Source organism: Peribacillus sp. V2I11, assembly GCF_030817135.1.
Taxonomy (GTDB): domain Bacteria; phylum Bacillota; class Bacilli; order Bacillales; family DSM-1321; genus Peribacillus; species Peribacillus simplex.
This window is the reverse complement of the sequence record NZ_JAUSYW010000001.1, coordinates 1771713-1788593: the sequence shown is the minus strand read 5'-3', so window position 1 is coordinate 1788593 and position 16881 is coordinate 1771713. Positions and strand designations below refer to the sequence as shown.

The 16881-nt window shown below is 39.1% G+C and carries 16 protein-coding genes, 2 pseudogenes and 1 riboswitch; of the genes and pseudogenes, 15 read left to right on the top strand and 3 right to left on the bottom strand.

The genetic code is table 11. The features are described 5' to 3' along the window. Positions 1–52 precede the first annotated feature (52 nt). A riboswitch (SAM riboswitch) is annotated at positions 53–158 on the top strand. Positions 159–274: 116 nt separating this feature from the next. The 4 genes from QFZ73_RS08565 (at position 275) to QFZ73_RS08550 (ending at position 4585) form a co-directional block, all read left to right on the top strand. Continuing rightward, complete coding sequence (locus QFZ73_RS08565; protein ID WP_251431999.1) at positions 275–1387, top strand: sugar ABC transporter substrate-binding protein; 1113 nt, start codon at positions 275–277, stop codon at positions 1385–1387. A gap of 56 nt (positions 1388–1443) precedes the next feature. Then, positions 1444–2946 carry a sugar ABC transporter ATP-binding protein gene (locus QFZ73_RS08560; protein WP_307265277.1) on the top strand — a complete coding sequence of 501 codons (1503 nt, stop codon included), beginning with the start codon at positions 1444–1446 and terminating at the stop codon, positions 2944–2946. Between the two features lies 1 nt (position 2947). Further along, positions 2948–3952: an ABC transporter permease gene (locus tag QFZ73_RS08555; RefSeq protein WP_307265274.1), complete on the top strand. Its 1005-nt coding sequence runs from the start codon at positions 2948–2950 to the stop codon at positions 3950–3952. Between the two features lie 273 nt (positions 3953–4225). After that, positions 4226–4585 carry a winged helix-turn-helix transcriptional regulator gene (locus tag QFZ73_RS08550; protein ID WP_251431990.1) on the top strand — a complete coding sequence of 120 codons (360 nt, stop codon included), beginning with the start codon at positions 4226–4228 and terminating at the stop codon, positions 4583–4585. 72 nt (positions 4586–4657) lie between these two features. Here QFZ73_RS08550 and QFZ73_RS08545 read toward each other — a convergent pair whose 3' ends face one another. Then, positions 4658–5188 carry an NAD(P)H-dependent oxidoreductase gene (locus QFZ73_RS08545; RefSeq protein WP_307265268.1) on the bottom strand — a complete coding sequence of 177 codons (531 nt, stop codon included), beginning with the start codon at positions 5186–5188 and terminating at the stop codon, positions 4658–4660. A gap of 204 nt (positions 5189–5392) precedes the next feature. Between QFZ73_RS08545 and QFZ73_RS08540 the strand changes: the two are divergent. Both QFZ73_RS08540 and QFZ73_RS08535 read left to right on the top strand, forming a co-directional pair. Next, a pseudogene (locus QFZ73_RS08540) lies at positions 5393–5738 on the top strand (PadR family transcriptional regulator). Next, positions 5725–6094 (top strand): annotated as a pseudogene (locus tag QFZ73_RS08535) (ABC transporter permease); the annotation flags it as partial. The pseudogenes QFZ73_RS08540 and QFZ73_RS08535, both read left to right, overlap by 14 nt. Positions 6095–6258: 164 nt before the next feature. On the opposite strand, the gene QFZ73_RS08530 reads toward QFZ73_RS08535, so the two are convergent. Then, entirely contained in the window at positions 6259–6882 is a 624-nt protein-coding gene (locus QFZ73_RS08530; RefSeq protein ID WP_251431985.1) for a nitroreductase family protein, read from the bottom strand. Between the two features lie 125 nt (positions 6883–7007). Here QFZ73_RS08530 and QFZ73_RS08525 point away from each other — a divergent pair, with 125 nt between their 5' ends. Both QFZ73_RS08525 and QFZ73_RS08520 read left to right on the top strand, forming a co-directional pair. Next, positions 7008–7358, top strand: a complete 351-nt coding sequence (locus QFZ73_RS08525; RefSeq protein WP_307265265.1) for a winged helix-turn-helix transcriptional regulator — start codon at positions 7008–7010, stop codon at positions 7356–7358. A gap of 344 nt (positions 7359–7702) precedes the next feature. Further along, complete coding sequence (locus QFZ73_RS08520) at positions 7703–8686, top strand: ketoacyl-ACP synthase III (RefSeq protein WP_307265263.1); 984 nt, start codon at positions 7703–7705, stop codon at positions 8684–8686. 668 nt (positions 8687–9354) lie between these two features. Here the strand turns inward: QFZ73_RS08520 and QFZ73_RS08515 are convergent. Then, entirely contained in the window at positions 9355–10767 is a 1413-nt protein-coding gene (locus QFZ73_RS08515; protein WP_307265261.1) for a purine-cytosine permease family protein, read from the bottom strand. Positions 10768–11096: 329 nt separating this feature from the next. Between QFZ73_RS08515 and QFZ73_RS08510 the strand changes: the two genes are divergently transcribed. The 7 genes from QFZ73_RS08510 (at position 11097) to QFZ73_RS08480 (ending at position 16865) form a co-directional block, all read left to right on the top strand. Continuing rightward, on the top strand, positions 11097–11804 hold the full coding sequence (locus tag QFZ73_RS08510) for a GntR family transcriptional regulator (RefSeq protein WP_307265258.1): 708 nt from the start codon (positions 11097–11099) through the stop codon (positions 11802–11804). A 20-nt stretch (positions 11805–11824) separates the two neighbouring features. After that, entirely contained in the window at positions 11825–12970 is a 1146-nt protein-coding gene (locus QFZ73_RS08505; protein WP_307265255.1) for an LLM class flavin-dependent oxidoreductase, read from the top strand. Beyond that, positions 12971–13549, top strand: a complete 579-nt coding sequence (locus tag QFZ73_RS08500) for an amino acid synthesis family protein (RefSeq protein ID WP_307265252.1) — start codon at positions 12971–12973, stop codon at positions 13547–13549. It begins immediately after the preceding gene. Then, positions 13549–14352: an alpha/beta fold hydrolase gene (locus QFZ73_RS08495; protein WP_307265249.1), complete on the top strand. Its 804-nt coding sequence runs from the start codon at positions 13549–13551 to the stop codon at positions 14350–14352. The genes QFZ73_RS08500 and QFZ73_RS08495 overlap by 1 nt, the downstream gene beginning before the upstream one ends. Before the next feature lie 6 nt (positions 14353–14358). Continuing rightward, positions 14359–15843 (top strand): aldehyde dehydrogenase, encoded by a 1485-nt coding sequence (locus tag QFZ73_RS08490; protein ID WP_307265247.1) that lies wholly within the window; start codon positions 14359–14361, stop codon positions 15841–15843. A 59-nt stretch (positions 15844–15902) separates the two neighbouring features. After that, a complete protein-coding gene (locus QFZ73_RS08485) occupies positions 15903–16463 on the top strand; it encodes an NADPH-dependent FMN reductase (protein WP_307265244.1) in 561 nt (186 codons plus the stop codon). Positions 16464–16559: 96 nt separating this feature from the next. After that, complete coding sequence (locus QFZ73_RS08480; protein ID WP_307265241.1) at positions 16560–16865, top strand: hypothetical protein; 306 nt, start codon at positions 16560–16562, stop codon at positions 16863–16865. The last annotated feature ends 16 nt before the right edge of the window (positions 16866–16881 follow it).

The following is a 16881-nucleotide window of genomic DNA, read 5'->3' as shown; positions in this document are numbered from 1 at the left end:
TTACGACTATATCCCTATAAAGTGATAATTACGAAAACGTAACACAATATATCTCTTATCAAGAGTGGCGGAGGGACTGGCCCTAAGATGCCCAGCAACCGTTCCATTAGGAATTGGTGCTAAATCCTGCAAAACAGAAATGTTTTGACAGATAAGAGAGGGACAAGTCTGCAAAACAGCCGATTAAACCTCTCTATAATTAGAGAGGTTTTTATTTTGGGATTTACACCAACTTAACAGATAAGACTAATAAGAAAATATGGAGGGAAACAAGATGAGAAGGTCTATTAAAGGGATATTCATTTCAGCCATCGCTTCGGCTTTGCTTTTAACGGGTTGCTCTACTGGGCAGAGTTCCACAGAATCGAAGAAAGAAGAAAAAGTATCATTTGAAAATGTCCCGGAAAGATTTGCTGATGGGGATGGAGCCAGAATCAAAGTGATCCGTAAAATTGGCGGTGATGATCATACGGCCCAATACCTGGCGGGGGCAAAAGAAGAAGGAGAAGCACTGGGATTTCAAGTGGATACGTATACAGCAAATGGTGATACGGCTAAATTCCATGATGCGATAGCGCAAGCTTTGGAGGAAGATTACGACGGCTATATCATTTCCCATGGTGATGATGCAGCAACTGTGAATGACGTTCAAAAGTTGGTTGATGCAGGTAAAAGCGTTGTCACATTCGATTCAATAAGCGATCTATCTAAAATAGAAGGCGTAACATTAACTTCACAAGATGATGAAGCTTTGGCAACATTGGCTTTTGATAAACTGATAAAAGAACAGAAAGGTGAAGCGGCAATTGCATATCTTTGGGTGGACGGTTTTCCTCCAATGGTAAGAAGAAATGCAGTCTATCAGGAAAAATTAAAAGAAAATCCTGGGATTAAAGAAGTCGAAAGGTTCGGAGTGGCATCTGCTGATACTTCGGTTCAGACACAAAATGCTGTAGCAGCAATGCTGAATAAATACCCTAAAGGTAAATTGGATGCCATTTTCGCAACATGGGATGCCTTTGCAATCGGTGCAGCCCGGGCGATTAAAGAAGCGGGCAGAGATGAAGTGAAGATATATGGAATTGATGTATCTAATGCAGATCTCCAGGAAATCCAATCAGCTGATAGCTCGTGGTCCTACACGGCAGCAGTCGATCCCAAGTTGATCGGGGCAGTGAATATGAGGATATTGGCAAAAAAATTAGCGGGCGAAGAAACGCCGCAAACATATGACCTGGAGGCATCACTTATTTCACAAAAGCAAATCCAAGCTTCAAAAGAAGCGGTAAACATGGCAAACCTGTCTGGTATTGTCGATGGCTGGGGTGTATCGGCGGAATTTGAAGAAGATTGGATGAAGGTTTTGAAAGATCATTATAAAAAGTAAAAAGAGACACTCTCTTTCCAGTGAAGGGAGTGTCTGTTCAATAAGGGGGAATGGACATGGGCACGAAACTAGAAATGAAGAAGATTTCGATTGAATTTCCGGGGGTGAAGGCGCTGAGTGAAGTTGATTTTTCCGTACAATCAGGGACAGCCCACGCATTGGTCGGTGCAAACGGAGCAGGGAAATCGACGTTAATGAAAGTTTTATCGGGAGCCCATGTCCATTATTCAGGTGACATTTTTATTGATGGGATGATGCGGGATATCCGCTCGCCAAAAGCGGCTCAGGAACAAGGCATTCAAATTGTTTATCAGGAAGTGGATACCGCCCTCATCCCTTATTTAACGGTTGGGGAAAATGTAATGTTGAATGATATGGTCCAAAACATGGGAAAAAAACAGAGAATCCAATGGAAAGAGCTGCACAACCAAGCCGCTTATATTCTTGAAGATATGAAAATTCGTGTCCCTTCGAAAAAGCTGGTAAGAGACCTTACCTTGGCTGAAAAACAGATGGTCCTGATAGCAAGAGCCGTTTCGACAGAATGCAAATTCCTGATTCTCGACGAGCCAACTGCTCCGTTAAGTCATACGGAGACGACAGAACTTTTTCGAATTGTAAATGAATTAAAGCAAAAAGGCGTGGGAATCATTTTCATTTCACATCGTCTGCCTGAGATCTTTGAAATCTGTGAGGAAATCACGATCATGAGGAATGGGGAGCGTGTCACGTGTCGAAAAAGGGAGGACATAACCCGTACCGATGTGGTAGAAAACATGCTCGGGAAAACCATGGATGAACAGTTTCCTGAAGTGAATACTTCGATTGGCGACGTTATTCTGGAAGTGAAGGGATTGTCGGATGCAGAGAAAGTTAAAAATGTCAGCCTGAATATTAAAGCAGGCGAGATAATCGGCTTGGCAGGTTTGGTCGGGGCTGGGAAAACGGAGCTGTGTAAAACCCTTTTCGGGCATACTTCGATCACAGCGGGCGAAGTTATCCTGAATGGTCGAAAGCTTTCTTTAAAATCACCGCACGAAGCAGTAAAAAGCGGTCTGGCACTTGTACCTGAGGAACGCAGGAAAGAAGGGGTCCTTGTTCAGGAATCAGTCTCGGCGAACTTGACTGCAGCCAGTCTCGGCAAATTCTGCAAGAGGTTCAGCTTCGTGGATCGTAAGGCGGAAAAGGAAAGAGCGAAGGAAATGATTACAAGCCTTGGCATTAAAACTCCTTCAGGGGAAGTGAATGTCGAAAACCTTTCAGGTGGTAACCAGCAAAAAGTTGCCATTGGAAAATGGCTTATGGCCGATGCGGATGTATATATATTCGATGAACCAACGAAAGGGATCGATGTTGGAGCAAAGAAGGATATATTCGAATTGATTGCAAAGCTTGCAAGGAATGGGAAAGCGATCATTTATGCCTCATCCGAGCTTTCCGAAATCATTGGCATTACCAACCGGACATATGTGTTATATGACGGGAACACTGTCATCGAATTAGAAACGAGCAAAACGAATGAAGAAGAACTACTATTCTATTCAACAGGAGGAAAATAGGATGAGCATACCCATTCCTGTTACACAGACAGCGAAAGCGAAGAAAAAGGTGGAACTATTCGACTTTTTCTATAAATACGGCACAATATTGACGATTATCATTCTGATTGGAATTTTTGCCGTGTCCAATCCATCTTTCATTCAAACTACTAATTTGGTCAACATCCTGCGTTCCATTTCAATCGTGACCATCATCGCGATCGGCATTACGATATCCCTGACCGTGGATGGCTTCGACCTTTCCGTCGGCTCCGTCGCATCATTGGCGAATGCCATTGTCATATCAATGTTTGTCTGGTTTTCTCAGGATACATTTATCGCCATATTAGCAGCGGTTGGTGCCTCACTTGTCGTAGGGGCTTTGAATTCATTCATGATCGTTAAATTGAGAATTCCCGACATGCTGATGACATTGGCCACCATGTTCATTATCCAGGGAATTGCCCTTACTTATACCAAGGGGGCAACGGTCTCGCAAAATATGGTCATGCCCGACGGGACATTCGCAACAGGACTGATCAGCCCGTTTTTCGCCAAAATTGGCCAGGTACCATGGATAATCCTGATCATGGCCGTCATTGTGATAGCGACACATATCTTTTTGACTGATACGAAGCACGGTCGTTATATGTACATTATTGGGGGGAATAAGGAAGCGGCGAGACTTTCCGGGATATCGGTTAATAAATACAAAATCCTTGCCTATCTGCTTTCAGCTCTATTTGCTGCAATCGGGGGGATTGTCCTTGCTTCAAGGGTCATGACATCGGAAATCAATTCAGGGTCCCCCTATTTAATGGATGCCGTTGCAGCAGCCTTCATTGGTTCCTCCGTTTTAGGGGCGGGAAAACCGAATGCCTTTGGAACCTTTGTCGGAGCAGTCCTGATCGGAATCCTACAAAATGGGCTGATCATGATGTCCGTTCCGTATTATGCGATGGATATCGTCAAAGGAACAGTGCTGGCCCTTGCGCTCGCAGTAACCTATTACAAGCAAAAACACTAAAATGAATCCGTTACGTTACTATACAGAAATCCAAAATTATGAAAAAAATCCTGTTGGATATGCAACAGGATTTTTCCTTTTAAAAAAGGGACGGGTTATGGATATAAATTATCTCCATTTTTAATTAATAATATTTATTAACGCTAATATGGGGTAGCCACGATAGCGAAATTTTAGAGGAAACGTACTTTACCTTTCAATAAAATTGATAATGATCTATTGTAAAGTATGAACATTCAAATCCTATACTTAACCAAAGGAGAGTGTAAACTTATGCGCGAAACCTGTGTTCCGACTGGCGTGAAACCAAATGACACTGGCTTTGGATATACGTTGTCCTTAATAGGCGGCAAATATAAAATGATCATTATGTATTGGCTGTCTGAAAATAAGGTTATGCGGCATAATCAGCTGAAGCGGAGTATCGGCACAATTTCCTTTAAAACGCTAAGCATCATGTTAAAGGAGCTGGAGGCAGACGGTCTTATCATACGCAAGGAATTTCCCCAAATACCTCCAAAAGTAGAATATTCATTATCTGAACGTGGTCTATCTCTCATTCCATTGTTAAATATGATGTGCGAGTGGGGAGAGAAAAACAGTTTGCCAGCTCAGGAGACTCTACAGCCGTAGGTGTAGCTATTTTGATTAAATCAAAAGAAGTATTTCCCTAACAAGGAAATACTTCTTTAATGAAACTGCCTATTAGAGGTTGTCGACAAAATTTAAATAATCTTGTGCGCTTTTTTCCAATTCGCTTGCGGACGGCTCATTTTCAGCACCATAAAACGCAAAGAATGAACGATAATCTGCATTACAGTATAGGAAGGTAATTTCAAAGGGAGATAATAAATGTTCAAGTGTATAGCGATATCTTCCCTCTTCACTATAATCCTCTTTGTTAATTCCGGCAGATACAGCTAAAGCAGCTTTGCGATTCTTTAATTTATCGCCTCCATTTGAACCATAAGCCCAACCATAAGTAAAAACATCGTCAAGCCATCTTTTTAGGAGAGGCGGACAATTAAACCAATAAAAAGGGAACTGTAAAACAAGATTACTATGCGATTCGATTAATTGCTGTTCTTTTTCCGCATTAATGTTTCCGTCAGGGTAAACCTTATACAATTCGTGTACTGTATACTTTTCCGGATATTTCCTTAGCGCTTCTACCCATCGCTTATTTATGACGGATGTTTCTAGACTTGGGTGTGATACGATAACAAGAGTTCTCAAAGATTTCTCCTCCTTAATTTTTATTTATTTTAAGTATAAAGTGCACTCTGCAAGTATGTAAGTATGCACTTTTAGTATAGGTACTTACCTAAAGGAGAGTTTTAAATCAGGTATAACTAAAAAAACGGTTAGTTGAATTTGTAATATTTTATTAAATGAATAACTTGCATTATAAAGTAATATAAAATATATCAATTCCGATATATGGAAAAATCGGATATTAATAAGGAAGTCTTAGAAGGTCATATAGACACGCTCATCCTGTCACTTTTACATAGGAGGGATATGTACGGCTTTGAATTAGCCAAAATTGTTCGTGAAAAGAGTGATGACCAATTTGAATTAAAAGAAGGTACACTTTATCTGTCTTTAAAGAGATTAGAAAAGAATGAATGGATTTCTTCTTACTGGGGGGGATGAGCAAGGACCAGGAGGAAGAAGAAAATATTACAGACTTACATCAGTGGGTAAAGAAGGATTTAAACAAAAGCGCCTGGAATGGGAATTTGTAAGAGATGTGATTGATTCCTTTTTAGATTGGGGGGAATAAGGAAGCGGCGAGACTTTCCGGGATATCGGTAAATAAATACAAAATCCTTGCCTATCTGCTTTCAGCTCTATTTGCTGCAATCGGGGGGGATTGTCCTTGCTTCAAGGGTCATGACATCGGAAATCAATTCAGGGTCCCCCTATTTAATGGATGCCGTTGCAGCAGCCTTCATTGGTTCCTCCGTTTTAGGGGCGGGAAAACCGAATGCCTTTGGAACCTTTGTCGGAGCAGTCCTGATCGGAATCCTACAAAATGGGCTGATCATGATGTCCGTTCCGTATTATGCGATGGATATCGTCAAAGGAACAGTGCTGGCCCTTGCGCTCGCAGTAACCTATTACAAGCAAAAACACTAAATGAATCCGTTATGACTATATGATAAGTCTGCATGTGGATGATATAAGAGACTGGTAACTCGTGGTAAGTTTTAACTATAATAAGATAGGGGAAGAGGGTTCTTTTTAACCCTCTTTCCACACTAATTTCCAATATCCAAATTTTAAAAAAGTAATTGCACTCACTATATTTTGTTTTTATAAATGACTTTGTTAACATCGTGCCTTACTGTTTTGTGACCTTCTTTAATTCCTTTCCCCATGGCAATAAGCATAACATCTAAATACCTATCAGAAATTTTTAAGGCTGACTTTAATTGTTCGGAATCATACCCGGACATTGTAATGGTTTCAAGACCTGCCTCGTTCGCCAATAAAACTAACGACATTGATGCCAGGCTTGCGTCTCTTATTAATTCAACCTTTAAATCTTCTTTTGATTTATTTAGATAATAATTGATTGCCGCGTTTGTTAGATAATCTCTTACTGATGCGTCAAAATAACCTTTTTGAAACTCATCCTCATGTATCATTATGATATTTTCTTTTTCAAATGCTTGATAATCACCTAGTATAACAATCAGTACTGAGGCTTCAATTACCTGTTGCTGATTAAAAGCAATGGGCAGTAGCAAATTCTTTAAATATGGTTCATCTATAACCAGGTATCGTGTTGCTTGAATATTGTTTCCGTTAGGTGATTTACTCGCTCCTTCAATAAATGTCGCCAACGTTTCTGGACTAATTTTATAATGGGGATCATACTGCCTTACGGAACGTCTTTTTTCTATAATCTCTCTTACACTCATCGTGTTCACTCCCAAGTGTTATATTTGCTTCATAATTCGATTATAATGGACCATGATGTAGTAGAAAATAACGCACAATAAAGTGGCATAGCCACCTTTATGTGCCTATTCAGGAGGAATGAATAATGAAGAGTTTAAATACTGGAATAAATATTTTCATGAATACTGTAGGAGGAAAGTGGAAATGTTTAATCCTCTTTTTTCTGAGTCAAAAACCAATGAGGACGAAAGAGTTTTATATTCTAATGCCGGCCATTACCCAGAAAGTCTTAACCGACCAATTAAAGCAGTTGGAAAGAGATGGGCTTGTCCGAAGAGAAGTGTATAAGGAAGTACCACCAAAAGTAGAATACAGTTTAACTGAGTTAGGTCAATCCTTTGTACCTGTATTAAATACAATGTGTGAATGGGGCAATACATATGCAGTCGAACAAAACCTAGAAAGACAAGAACAAATCTGTCGGCATCATAAATAAGTAAGAGCTGAATGATGTGTGTTGCTTACTTCAACTAGGAGTATGGCTTTTTTTTGACAAGATCAGTGATGCAAGCAGGATTTATTCAAGCTTTCAGTATAATTGTAAGAAATTTCTTAATAGAGGAAATGTCTTGAAGATGAACTTTTTGGCAGTTTCTCTAAAGATCGTATGAAGCCAACAGATCCTTTTACTTTAAAGTCGTTGCTTTGCCCCGTTCATTTTCTTATGGGTTTAAAGGTAACGGTTAGTTGCATAAGATTTTTTTTGCTTTATAATTAGTACCAGGTATTAATATCAAGTTACAGAATTGATGCAATTCATACACACGAGGTGGCTATTCTATGTTCAAATCCAAAGCACGTATTACTGCGATAGGTTCGTATGTTCCAGAAAAAAGGTTAACAAATAAAGAATTAGAAAAAATGGTTGAAACCAATGATGAATGGATTGTTAAACGTACTGGTATTAAAGAACGAAGAATTGCACATGAAGAAGAGTTTACTAGTGATATAAGTTATAAAGCTGTAAAGGATTTAATGGAACGGTATGATAAATCTGTCGAAGATGTTGATATGATCATTGTCTGTACCTTTACACCTGACTTCAACACTCCAAGTGTAGCTTCTTTAGTCCAAGCAAAGCTAGGCATTAAGAATACTGGAGCTATTGATTTAAACGCTGCTTGTGCAGGATTTACTTATGGGTTACATGTAGCTAATGGATTAGTAACATCTGGTTTAAATAAGAAAGTTCTTGTTATTGGAGCCGATACTTTATCTAAAATTATGGACTATGAAGATCGAGCCACTTGTATTTTATTTGGAGATGGTGGAGGAGCAGTTCTTGTAGAATATGATGAAAAACAGCCAAGTTTTATTTCTTCACATTTATATTCGGAAGGAGAAGGCGGAAAAAATTTATATAGTACAAACCTATCGACACGTATAAATGGTGAAGACTTGAATAATAGTGGTAACCTTGTTCAAAATGGACGTGAGGTTTATAAATGGGCTGTTACTACTGTTCCAAAAGGAATGCAAACTGTGATGAAAAATACTGAATTTCATTTGAATGATGTTGATTGGTTTGTACCGCATAGTGCAAATTTAAGAATGATTGAGTCAATATGTGATAGAAGTGGCTTTCCAATTGAGCGTACTTTATATAGCTTAGTGGAGTATGGAAATACTTCTTCAGCAACAATACCATTAGCTTTAGATCAAGGAGTAAGTGAAGGAAAGCTCAGTAATGGTGAGAAGATTTTATTATATGGTTTCGGTGGTGGGTTAGCTCAAGCTGGATTGCTTATCAATTGGACCTTATAACACTTTTTTCTGTTACTGATCAGCAGCTTTGTTCTTATTGATCTAAAGGGCCAGTTTAAGTTACAAGGATACTAAAATAACAAAAGACACCGTACCAATAGGTATGGTGTCTTTGAATTATCTTAAGGGAGTTCAAAATCCCCAAATGGGCGGAAAGAAGGATACGTGGGTTTAGTCCTGCAATCTATCGTTCCATCAAAAGAGGCTAATTTTATTTCTGCGGACCTATTCCTTTTATGGAAGCAATCAATGAGGCCCTAAATAAATGGAGTGTATCGAAAGACCATATTCATTATGAAGTATTTAGTCCACTCGCTATTTTAGGAGAAAAATAAGTAAACTAAATTTGTGAATAAAAAGGATCTTTCATTGAAGTGAACCCAAAAAGTTAGACACATTATTTACTTAGGCATCCTTGAGGGCATGAACCCGGAAATCTACCGGGCTCATGCCTTTTAATTTTACCTTGATATATTCTTCTAGTTCTTGTTTGAAATGCTTTCTTTCCTGTGCAATAGATTTATGTTTTTTACCTTACAAGTACTCTAAAACAGCATGTGATTTTTCATTTATCGAATATTTAGTCAAAAAAACTGCACTTCCAATTGTTAGTTGGTGACTAACAATTGGGGTGCAGTTCATTTTAGGGTTCTCTATTATCGACACCTTTACTTAACATATTTCTCGGAAGCGTCTGTCTTCTCCATGGAACCGATCTCTTGTTTATTTATTGCATTTCCAGCTATATTCAACTTTTTTCTCATTGGGAAGTAATACAAAACAGCTGGGACAACTAACCCAATAATCCAAGCGATATCTGCCCCTTCAAAGGCCTTGGCTATCGGTCCTACATAGAATGATGTGTTTATAAAAGGGATTTCCGCCAAGATTGATACAAGAAATGCCATACAAGTAATCCAATTTATTTTTCCATATTGACCGTTTACATCAAAAATATCTTTTACATTGTAATGGCCATGTCGCAGCAAATAATAATCAACAAGATTGATGGATGTCCAGGGAATTAAAAAATAACTAATAAAAAAGATGAAGTTCAAGAAAAAGGAGAGGAAATTACTCTGACCCAGTAAGCACAAAACGGTACCTGCAACTGTTACACAGAATATCATTCCTATTCTAACTTTCGGTGTGACCTTTAATTTAATAAACGGTTCAATTGTTGTTATGGTTGCCATGAATGCCCCATATAGGTTAAAGACATTTATGGCAAGCTGTCCAAAGATGATTATAAAGAACATGATTATAGCAAAATTTCCAAACAGGCTGGCCAAGTTACCGCCAGAGTGATCAAGGAAGTTAGGAATCGCTATGGTTAAGGTTGCTCCTAATGTCATCATCCATATAGTCCCGATGACTGTGCCAGCGTAACTATACCAAAATGTATGAGCCGTAGGTGTAGTTATCGGTAGATAGCGAGAATAGTCTGCAACGTAGGGGGCATATGCTAATTGCCATGTAGCAACCATACTGACCGCCAACAAAAACACTGGTAAATCCAAATTTCCTATTGCCCAACTGTCTGCCGGAACTTGCAATTGGAAGACTATATATGTAGCTACAATATAAATACAGAGAGATGCCCAGGACAATAATTTTTGCATTTTATGAATTAAGTTATAGCCATAAATGGTGGCCACGAAACAAAGAACATTTAAAAGTATTATGCTCCATGTTTGGTCAATCTTTGTTAAGCTGCTTAAGGTTTGTGCTGCAAGCAAACCGCTGCTGGCAAAGAAGCCTAAATAGACAAACATAACGAGAAACAAGGGGAAAATGGCTCCGATTACACCAAATTGAGCCCGGCTTTGGATCATTTGCGGAATTCCGAGTTGAGGTCCTTGAGCTGAATGGGAGGCCATGAAAATGGCGCCTAATAAGGTACCGACAATTATTGCAGCCAGACTCCAAAATAAATTAAGACCTAATGTAATTGGCAATGCTCCAGTCACAAGGGTGGTAATATGCATATTCGCCCCAAACCAAATTGGAAATAAATCACGGGCCTTGCCATGGCGTTCATCTGCCGGAATATATTCTATACTGCGAGTTTCAACTTTCATCAATTTACCCCCTATCAAAATTGGTTTACTACCATGTACCATGCAAGCTTATTTTATAGAATCACTATAATTGTAAGCGTATACAGATGTCAATATTTTCAGAAAAAATAATTTTTAAGGAAATTATCCTAAATAATCAGTTCATTCATCTAGTGGCATTTCAATAAATCAGATTAATTGTTAGATTGAATTATTGAAATATTAATCAGAAATTTTGATTCATATAGAAGAATGTATCTTCGAATAAAAAATAAAATTTTATATTTTTTTGAATTGACAGTCTATTTATCATGACCTATAATTGCACTTATCAAGAGCTTGCATGGTACATGGTACAAACTTTTTGGAAGGAGGGGCTTTTCATTACAGCTATCTTAACGTTGGGGATTACGGCTCAGGTTACGAACGCTATACGCGAATCAATAGTAACTGGAGAATATGAACCAGGACAAAAACTATCGGAAACTGTTTTATCTGAATATTACAAAGTCAGCAGGACCCCTATTAGGGAAGCATTTAAACAGCTAGAAAGAGAAGGGTTAGTCGAGATCATTCCAAGAGTTGGAACATGTGTGACCAAACCAACTGAAAAGGAACTAGATGAGTTATTTACTTTAAAGGAAGTAATGGAAGGGCTTGCAGCGGGTTTGCTTGCAGAAAGCGGGAATGCTGAAGACATTAATAACCTTAAGCAAGCAGTGGCTGACATGGAGATTGCTATGCAAACCTCGGATAAAAAGCTATATGTCGAGGCTAATGAAGTTTTTCATTCAGTCATTCAAGAAGGCGCCAATAACTCTAAATTAAGTTACATGCTAAATTTGCTGCTAAATCAAATACCTTATAGACAGTATGTCTTTTTAACAATCGAAGATCCGAATCGCCGTGAGAGGTCACTAAAGGAACATCAGGCGGTCTTGATGGCTATAGAAAAAGGTGATCGAGAGGAAGCGGAGAAGGCTATGCGAGAGCATGTAAAAGCAAGTGGAATGCAACTTAAAATGGACATAGCAAAAAAACTTGGTCAAAAAAAGTGATATGAGGAGGAATGAGTTCTATGAAGTTTGGAATCTTTGCAAATCTTGCAGGACAGGGAAGACATGATGAGTATTATAAAGTGTTGGATGAAGCCCGTGAGCAAGCTATTTACTGTGATGAAAATGGTTATGATTCGATTTGGTATACCGAACACCACTTTGGTCATGAAGGAAATGAATTGATTTCTAACCCGATCTTAATGGGGGCTGATATTGCTGCTCGTACAAAGAACATTCGAATTGGACAAGCAGCGAATGTCGCCACTTTCTGGCATCCACTGCGTTTGGCGGAAGACATAGCTATGCTTGATCAGTTAAGCAAAGGACGTGTGGAAGTTGGACTGGCACGTGGATTATACGGACGGGAAGCGGCTAATTTAAACACTTTGGCAGATCCAGCAAATCAAGAACAAAACCGTGCACTTTTTGAAGAAACATTGGAAATTTTAAAAAAGGCTTGGTCAAACCGTTTCTTTTCACATCAAGGTGACATCTATCAATTTCCTCCTAAAGGTTTAAAGTGGAGTCATCCTATGAGTCCATCAACTTCGGAATTTATGGATATGGAAAAAGGCGAAATTGATAAAATTTCCATTATGCCTAGACCTTACCAGCAATCACTTCCTCTGTGGCAAGTAATTGATTCACCGCGGTCTATTGAATTGGCTGCGGAGAACGATATACAAGGAATGTTTTGGATGCCTACCGTCAAAGAATTAAAAGGCCGTTTTGAACTGTATCGTGAAAGGGCTTCCAAATCCAAAGGCTATGAAGTTCCACTTGGTCAGGGTATTGCTTTAGTACGTGATGTATATGTAGCGGAAACCATGGAACAGGCTCGTCAGGATGCGGCAGAAGCAGTATTGAACAATTATCGCTGGATTTGTCACTGGAGGGGGCTTAGCAATCTTATGGATCCGGGCGAAACAGTAAAAGAAGGACAGGAATTGAACTATGAATTCTTACATCCAAGAAATTTATTGTTTGGTACACCTGACTATGTAGCTGAGAAAATTCAAGAATTGAAGGATGAACTGAATTTAGAAACATTACTGCTTTGGGTGAATCATAATGGTCTGCCTCATGAAAAAATGATGAAAAGTTTAAAATTGTTCACGGAAGAAGTTATGCCAAGATTCACAAAAACTAAACTGGGGGTAATGTAAATGTTAGATATTCGTAAAGTGTATACAGCTATTGAAGAAACACGTATTGAGGGTGGTAAAAAAGTAGAGAATCCTATCAAGATGATAACAACTATGGCGGTTATCAAAAACCCATGGGCAAACAGAGGGTATGTTGAAAATTTAAAACCGGAAATTGACGAATATGCACCGCAAATTGGCGAACTATTAGTTGCTGAACTATTTAAGCACATTGATTCCGCTGATGACGTCGAAGCATTCGGCAAGGCAGCTGTCGTGGGAGTTGATGGCGAAGTTGAACATGCATCAGCCTTTATCCATACTTTGAAATTCGGTAACAAATTCCGGGACGCCGTGAAAGGAACGAGTATCTTGAGCTTTACTAATAAGCGTGGTGGCGCTGGATCTGCGGTGCTCATACCGATGGTACATAAGACAGATGAGTCTGAACGCTCTCATTTCATTACATTTGAAGCTTCTATACCTGATGCACCGAGGGCCGATGAGATCGTTGTTGCCATTGGGGCTTCTACAGGAGGACGTCCTCATCCGAGAACAGGAAACAGGCATCAAGATATGGTTGAAATGGGGCTAGTTTAATGCCAACTACATTGCATGGAAAAGATTCGCTTCATTATGAAGAGAAAGGGATTGGTCAATCGCTTATCTTTATTCATGGTGTTGGTCTTGATCTTACGATGTGGGAAAAACAAGTGGAAGATTTGTCGAAACATTTCCGTGTTATCGTATATGACATGGTTGGGCACGGAGGATCTGAGCATCCTCCGGGTCCTTATTCCCTTTCACAGTTTGTTGAGCAGTTAGCAGAACTAATGAATCACTTACGAATTGAGAGAAGTCATATTATTGGTTTCTCCATGGGTGGTATGGTCGCTCAGGCATTTTCATTAAAATATCCGGATAAAGTGAAAACGCTAACAATCATGAACGCAGTGGCCAATCGGACGAAGGAACAGAGGAAAGCCGTTTTAAAAAGGGTAGAAGAAGTGAAAAGAACAGGACCTTTGGCAACTATTGAACCAGCCATTAAACGCTGGTTTAATCTTGAATTCTTAAACTTACAGGAAGAAACTGTGAGTAAAATTCGGAAAAGACTTCAGACAAACGATGCTGCTTCATATTTAGAGGCCTATACACTTTTTGCAACTGCGGATGAAGAGTTGTGGCCACAGATTCACCAGATTAATGTACCGACCCAAATTATAACAGGGGAGCAAGATGTAGGTTCAAATCCCGAGATGGCGAGACAAATGCATGAAATGATTGTGGATTCAGAACTAATGATAGTACCTAATATGAGGCATATGCTACCGATAGAAGGATCCAAAATAGTGAACGAAGCTATTAGGTCGTTTATTGAAAGACAAAAGCAAAAGGGGTGACTCGATGTGAAAGAGCTGAAGAAATATCAGATGTATATAAACGGAGAATGGGTAGAATCATCAAGTGGTGAATATTTCGATAGTTATAACCCTGCAACCGAAGAAGCTTGGTGTCAAGTCGCAAAAGGAAATGCTGAAGATGTAAATCTTGCCGTTCAATCTGCGCATAATGCATTCTTGCATTCAGGATGGACTGATATGACATTCACTGAGCGGGGACGTCTGGTTAGAAAGCTTGGAGAGCTGATTGCTGATCACTCTGAAGAGCTTGCGAAAGTCGAATCAATGGATAATGGAAAATTAATACGTGAAATGCGAGGTCAGGTAAAATATTTACCTGAATTTTTCTATTACTATGCAGGACTTGCAGATAAAATCCATGGTCAAACTTTACCGATTGATAAAAAAGATATGTTCGCTTTTACATCCAAAGAGCCGCTGGGGGTAGTAGCCGCCATTACTCCTTGGAATTCCCCTCTTTATTTAACAACATTGAAACTTGCACCTGCTCTTATAGCAGGAAATACTATAGTCATTAAACCTTCGGAAATGACATCGGCATCTCTATTGGAACTGGTGAAACTGGTTGAAGAAGCTGGTTTTCCACCTGGTGTAGTCAATGTAGTTACCGGTTTTGGAACGCCTGTAGGTGATACACTCACCTCACATCCTCTTGTAAGGCGTGTGGCCTTTACGGGAGGTTCAGAATCAGCACGGCATATTGTTCGTAATTCGGCTCAAAACTTTGCACAGGTATCACTTGAACTTGGAGGGAAATCACCCAATATCGTGTTTGAGGATGCTAATCTGGATAATGCCGCGATGGGAATCATAGCTGGTATATTTGGTGCTTCAGGACAAAGTTGTGTGGCTGGTTCACGTGCATTTTTACATGTCGATATTTACGATGAAGTGATGCAAAAACTCGTAGACCGTGTATCGAAAATTAAGATTGGTGATCCTTTTCAAGATGATACAGAAATGGGACCGCTGGCAACGCAAGCCCAATTGGAGCGTGTCGAAAAATACGTAGCTATCGGGTTAGATGAAGGTGGAAAGCTTGTTTGCGGAGGGAAAAAGCCTGAATGTTTAGAAAAAGGCTGGTATTTTGAGCCCACGATCTTCGAGCATCAGGATAACAATTCCCGTATTACTAAGGAAGAAATATTTGGTCCTGTGCTAAGTGTTATCCCTTTTAAAGATGAAGAAGAGGTTATTCAATTAGCAAACAGTACTGATTACGGATTGGCAGCTGGAATTTGGGTGAGTGATATTGCAAAAGCTCATCGAGTCGCGAAAGCTATACGTGCTGGAATCGTTTGGGTGAATACCTATCGAAGTATTTCACCAATTGCGGCAATCGGCGGATCTGGCCTAAGTGGTTATGGAAGAGAAGGTGGTTATGAAGCGATTCATGAATATATGCAAGATAAAGTGGTTTGGATCAATACATCATCTGAACCGATTCCTGATCCGTTCATAATGAGGTAGTGAAAATTTGAAGGGGAGACGCTTTTTATCGAAGGGTTTTAATAAGGAGGAAAAGTGAAATGAAATTACTGGGGATTTCAGGAACGAAAATAGGAACAAAGACAAAAGTTGTTATTGAAAAGGTTTTAGAGGAAGTTAAGAATAACCATCCTGATATCGAAATCGAATTGCTTGATTTGAAAAAGTATGATGTTCAATTTTGTGATGGCCGTAATCCGTCAACATACACTGGAGATACTAAAAAAGTAATTGATATCGTTACCTCAGCAGACTTTTACATTATAGGAACACCAATATTCCAAGGGTCGATTACGGGTGCTCTTAAAAACTTATTTGATTTAATACCCCCGAAGGATTTCCGTAATAAAGTAATGGGGCTTGTGGCTACTGGTGGAACCTACCAGCATTATTTAGTCATTGAAAATCAGCTGAAACCTATAGCCAGTTATTTCCGTGCATTTGTTGCACCTGGCTCTGTTTATGCTCATAACGACCATTTCAATCCACAAAACGAACTGGTTGATGAGGAAGTTTTGGAACGTATTTCAATGCTGAGTGAAGAAGTCGTTTTTATGCAAAAAGCATTGAAGAGTACTAGACCAGAGCACCAATTAAGTTGAGTAGATTTACAAAATGAAAAAAACTCCAGCTGATAAATCGTTTTGGAATTGAGTACATTTTCAATTAGCAGAGCTAAGTAGCAAGGAGGGGACAAATTGCTATTAGATGTAGAAGAGATAATAAACTTAACTGATTTATCCTTTATTAAAGTCTGTAATGAACAGTATGGGATTAATAGAGGGGTTTATAATACCATTGATGCCTGGTTTTATAAGCAAGGAATTAGTAACATTCTAGAAAGACGAAATAGCATATTATTTTTTCTTGAATTTATTAAGCGAAATTCCGGGAAAGAAAATAACTGCTGTAAATTTGGCCACGGTGGATTAACGACAAAATTGGAAGAGTATTATTTTCCAAGAATGGAATCGACTGTTTCAAAAATTGCCTCTAATCTTTAGATGAAGCACATACAAA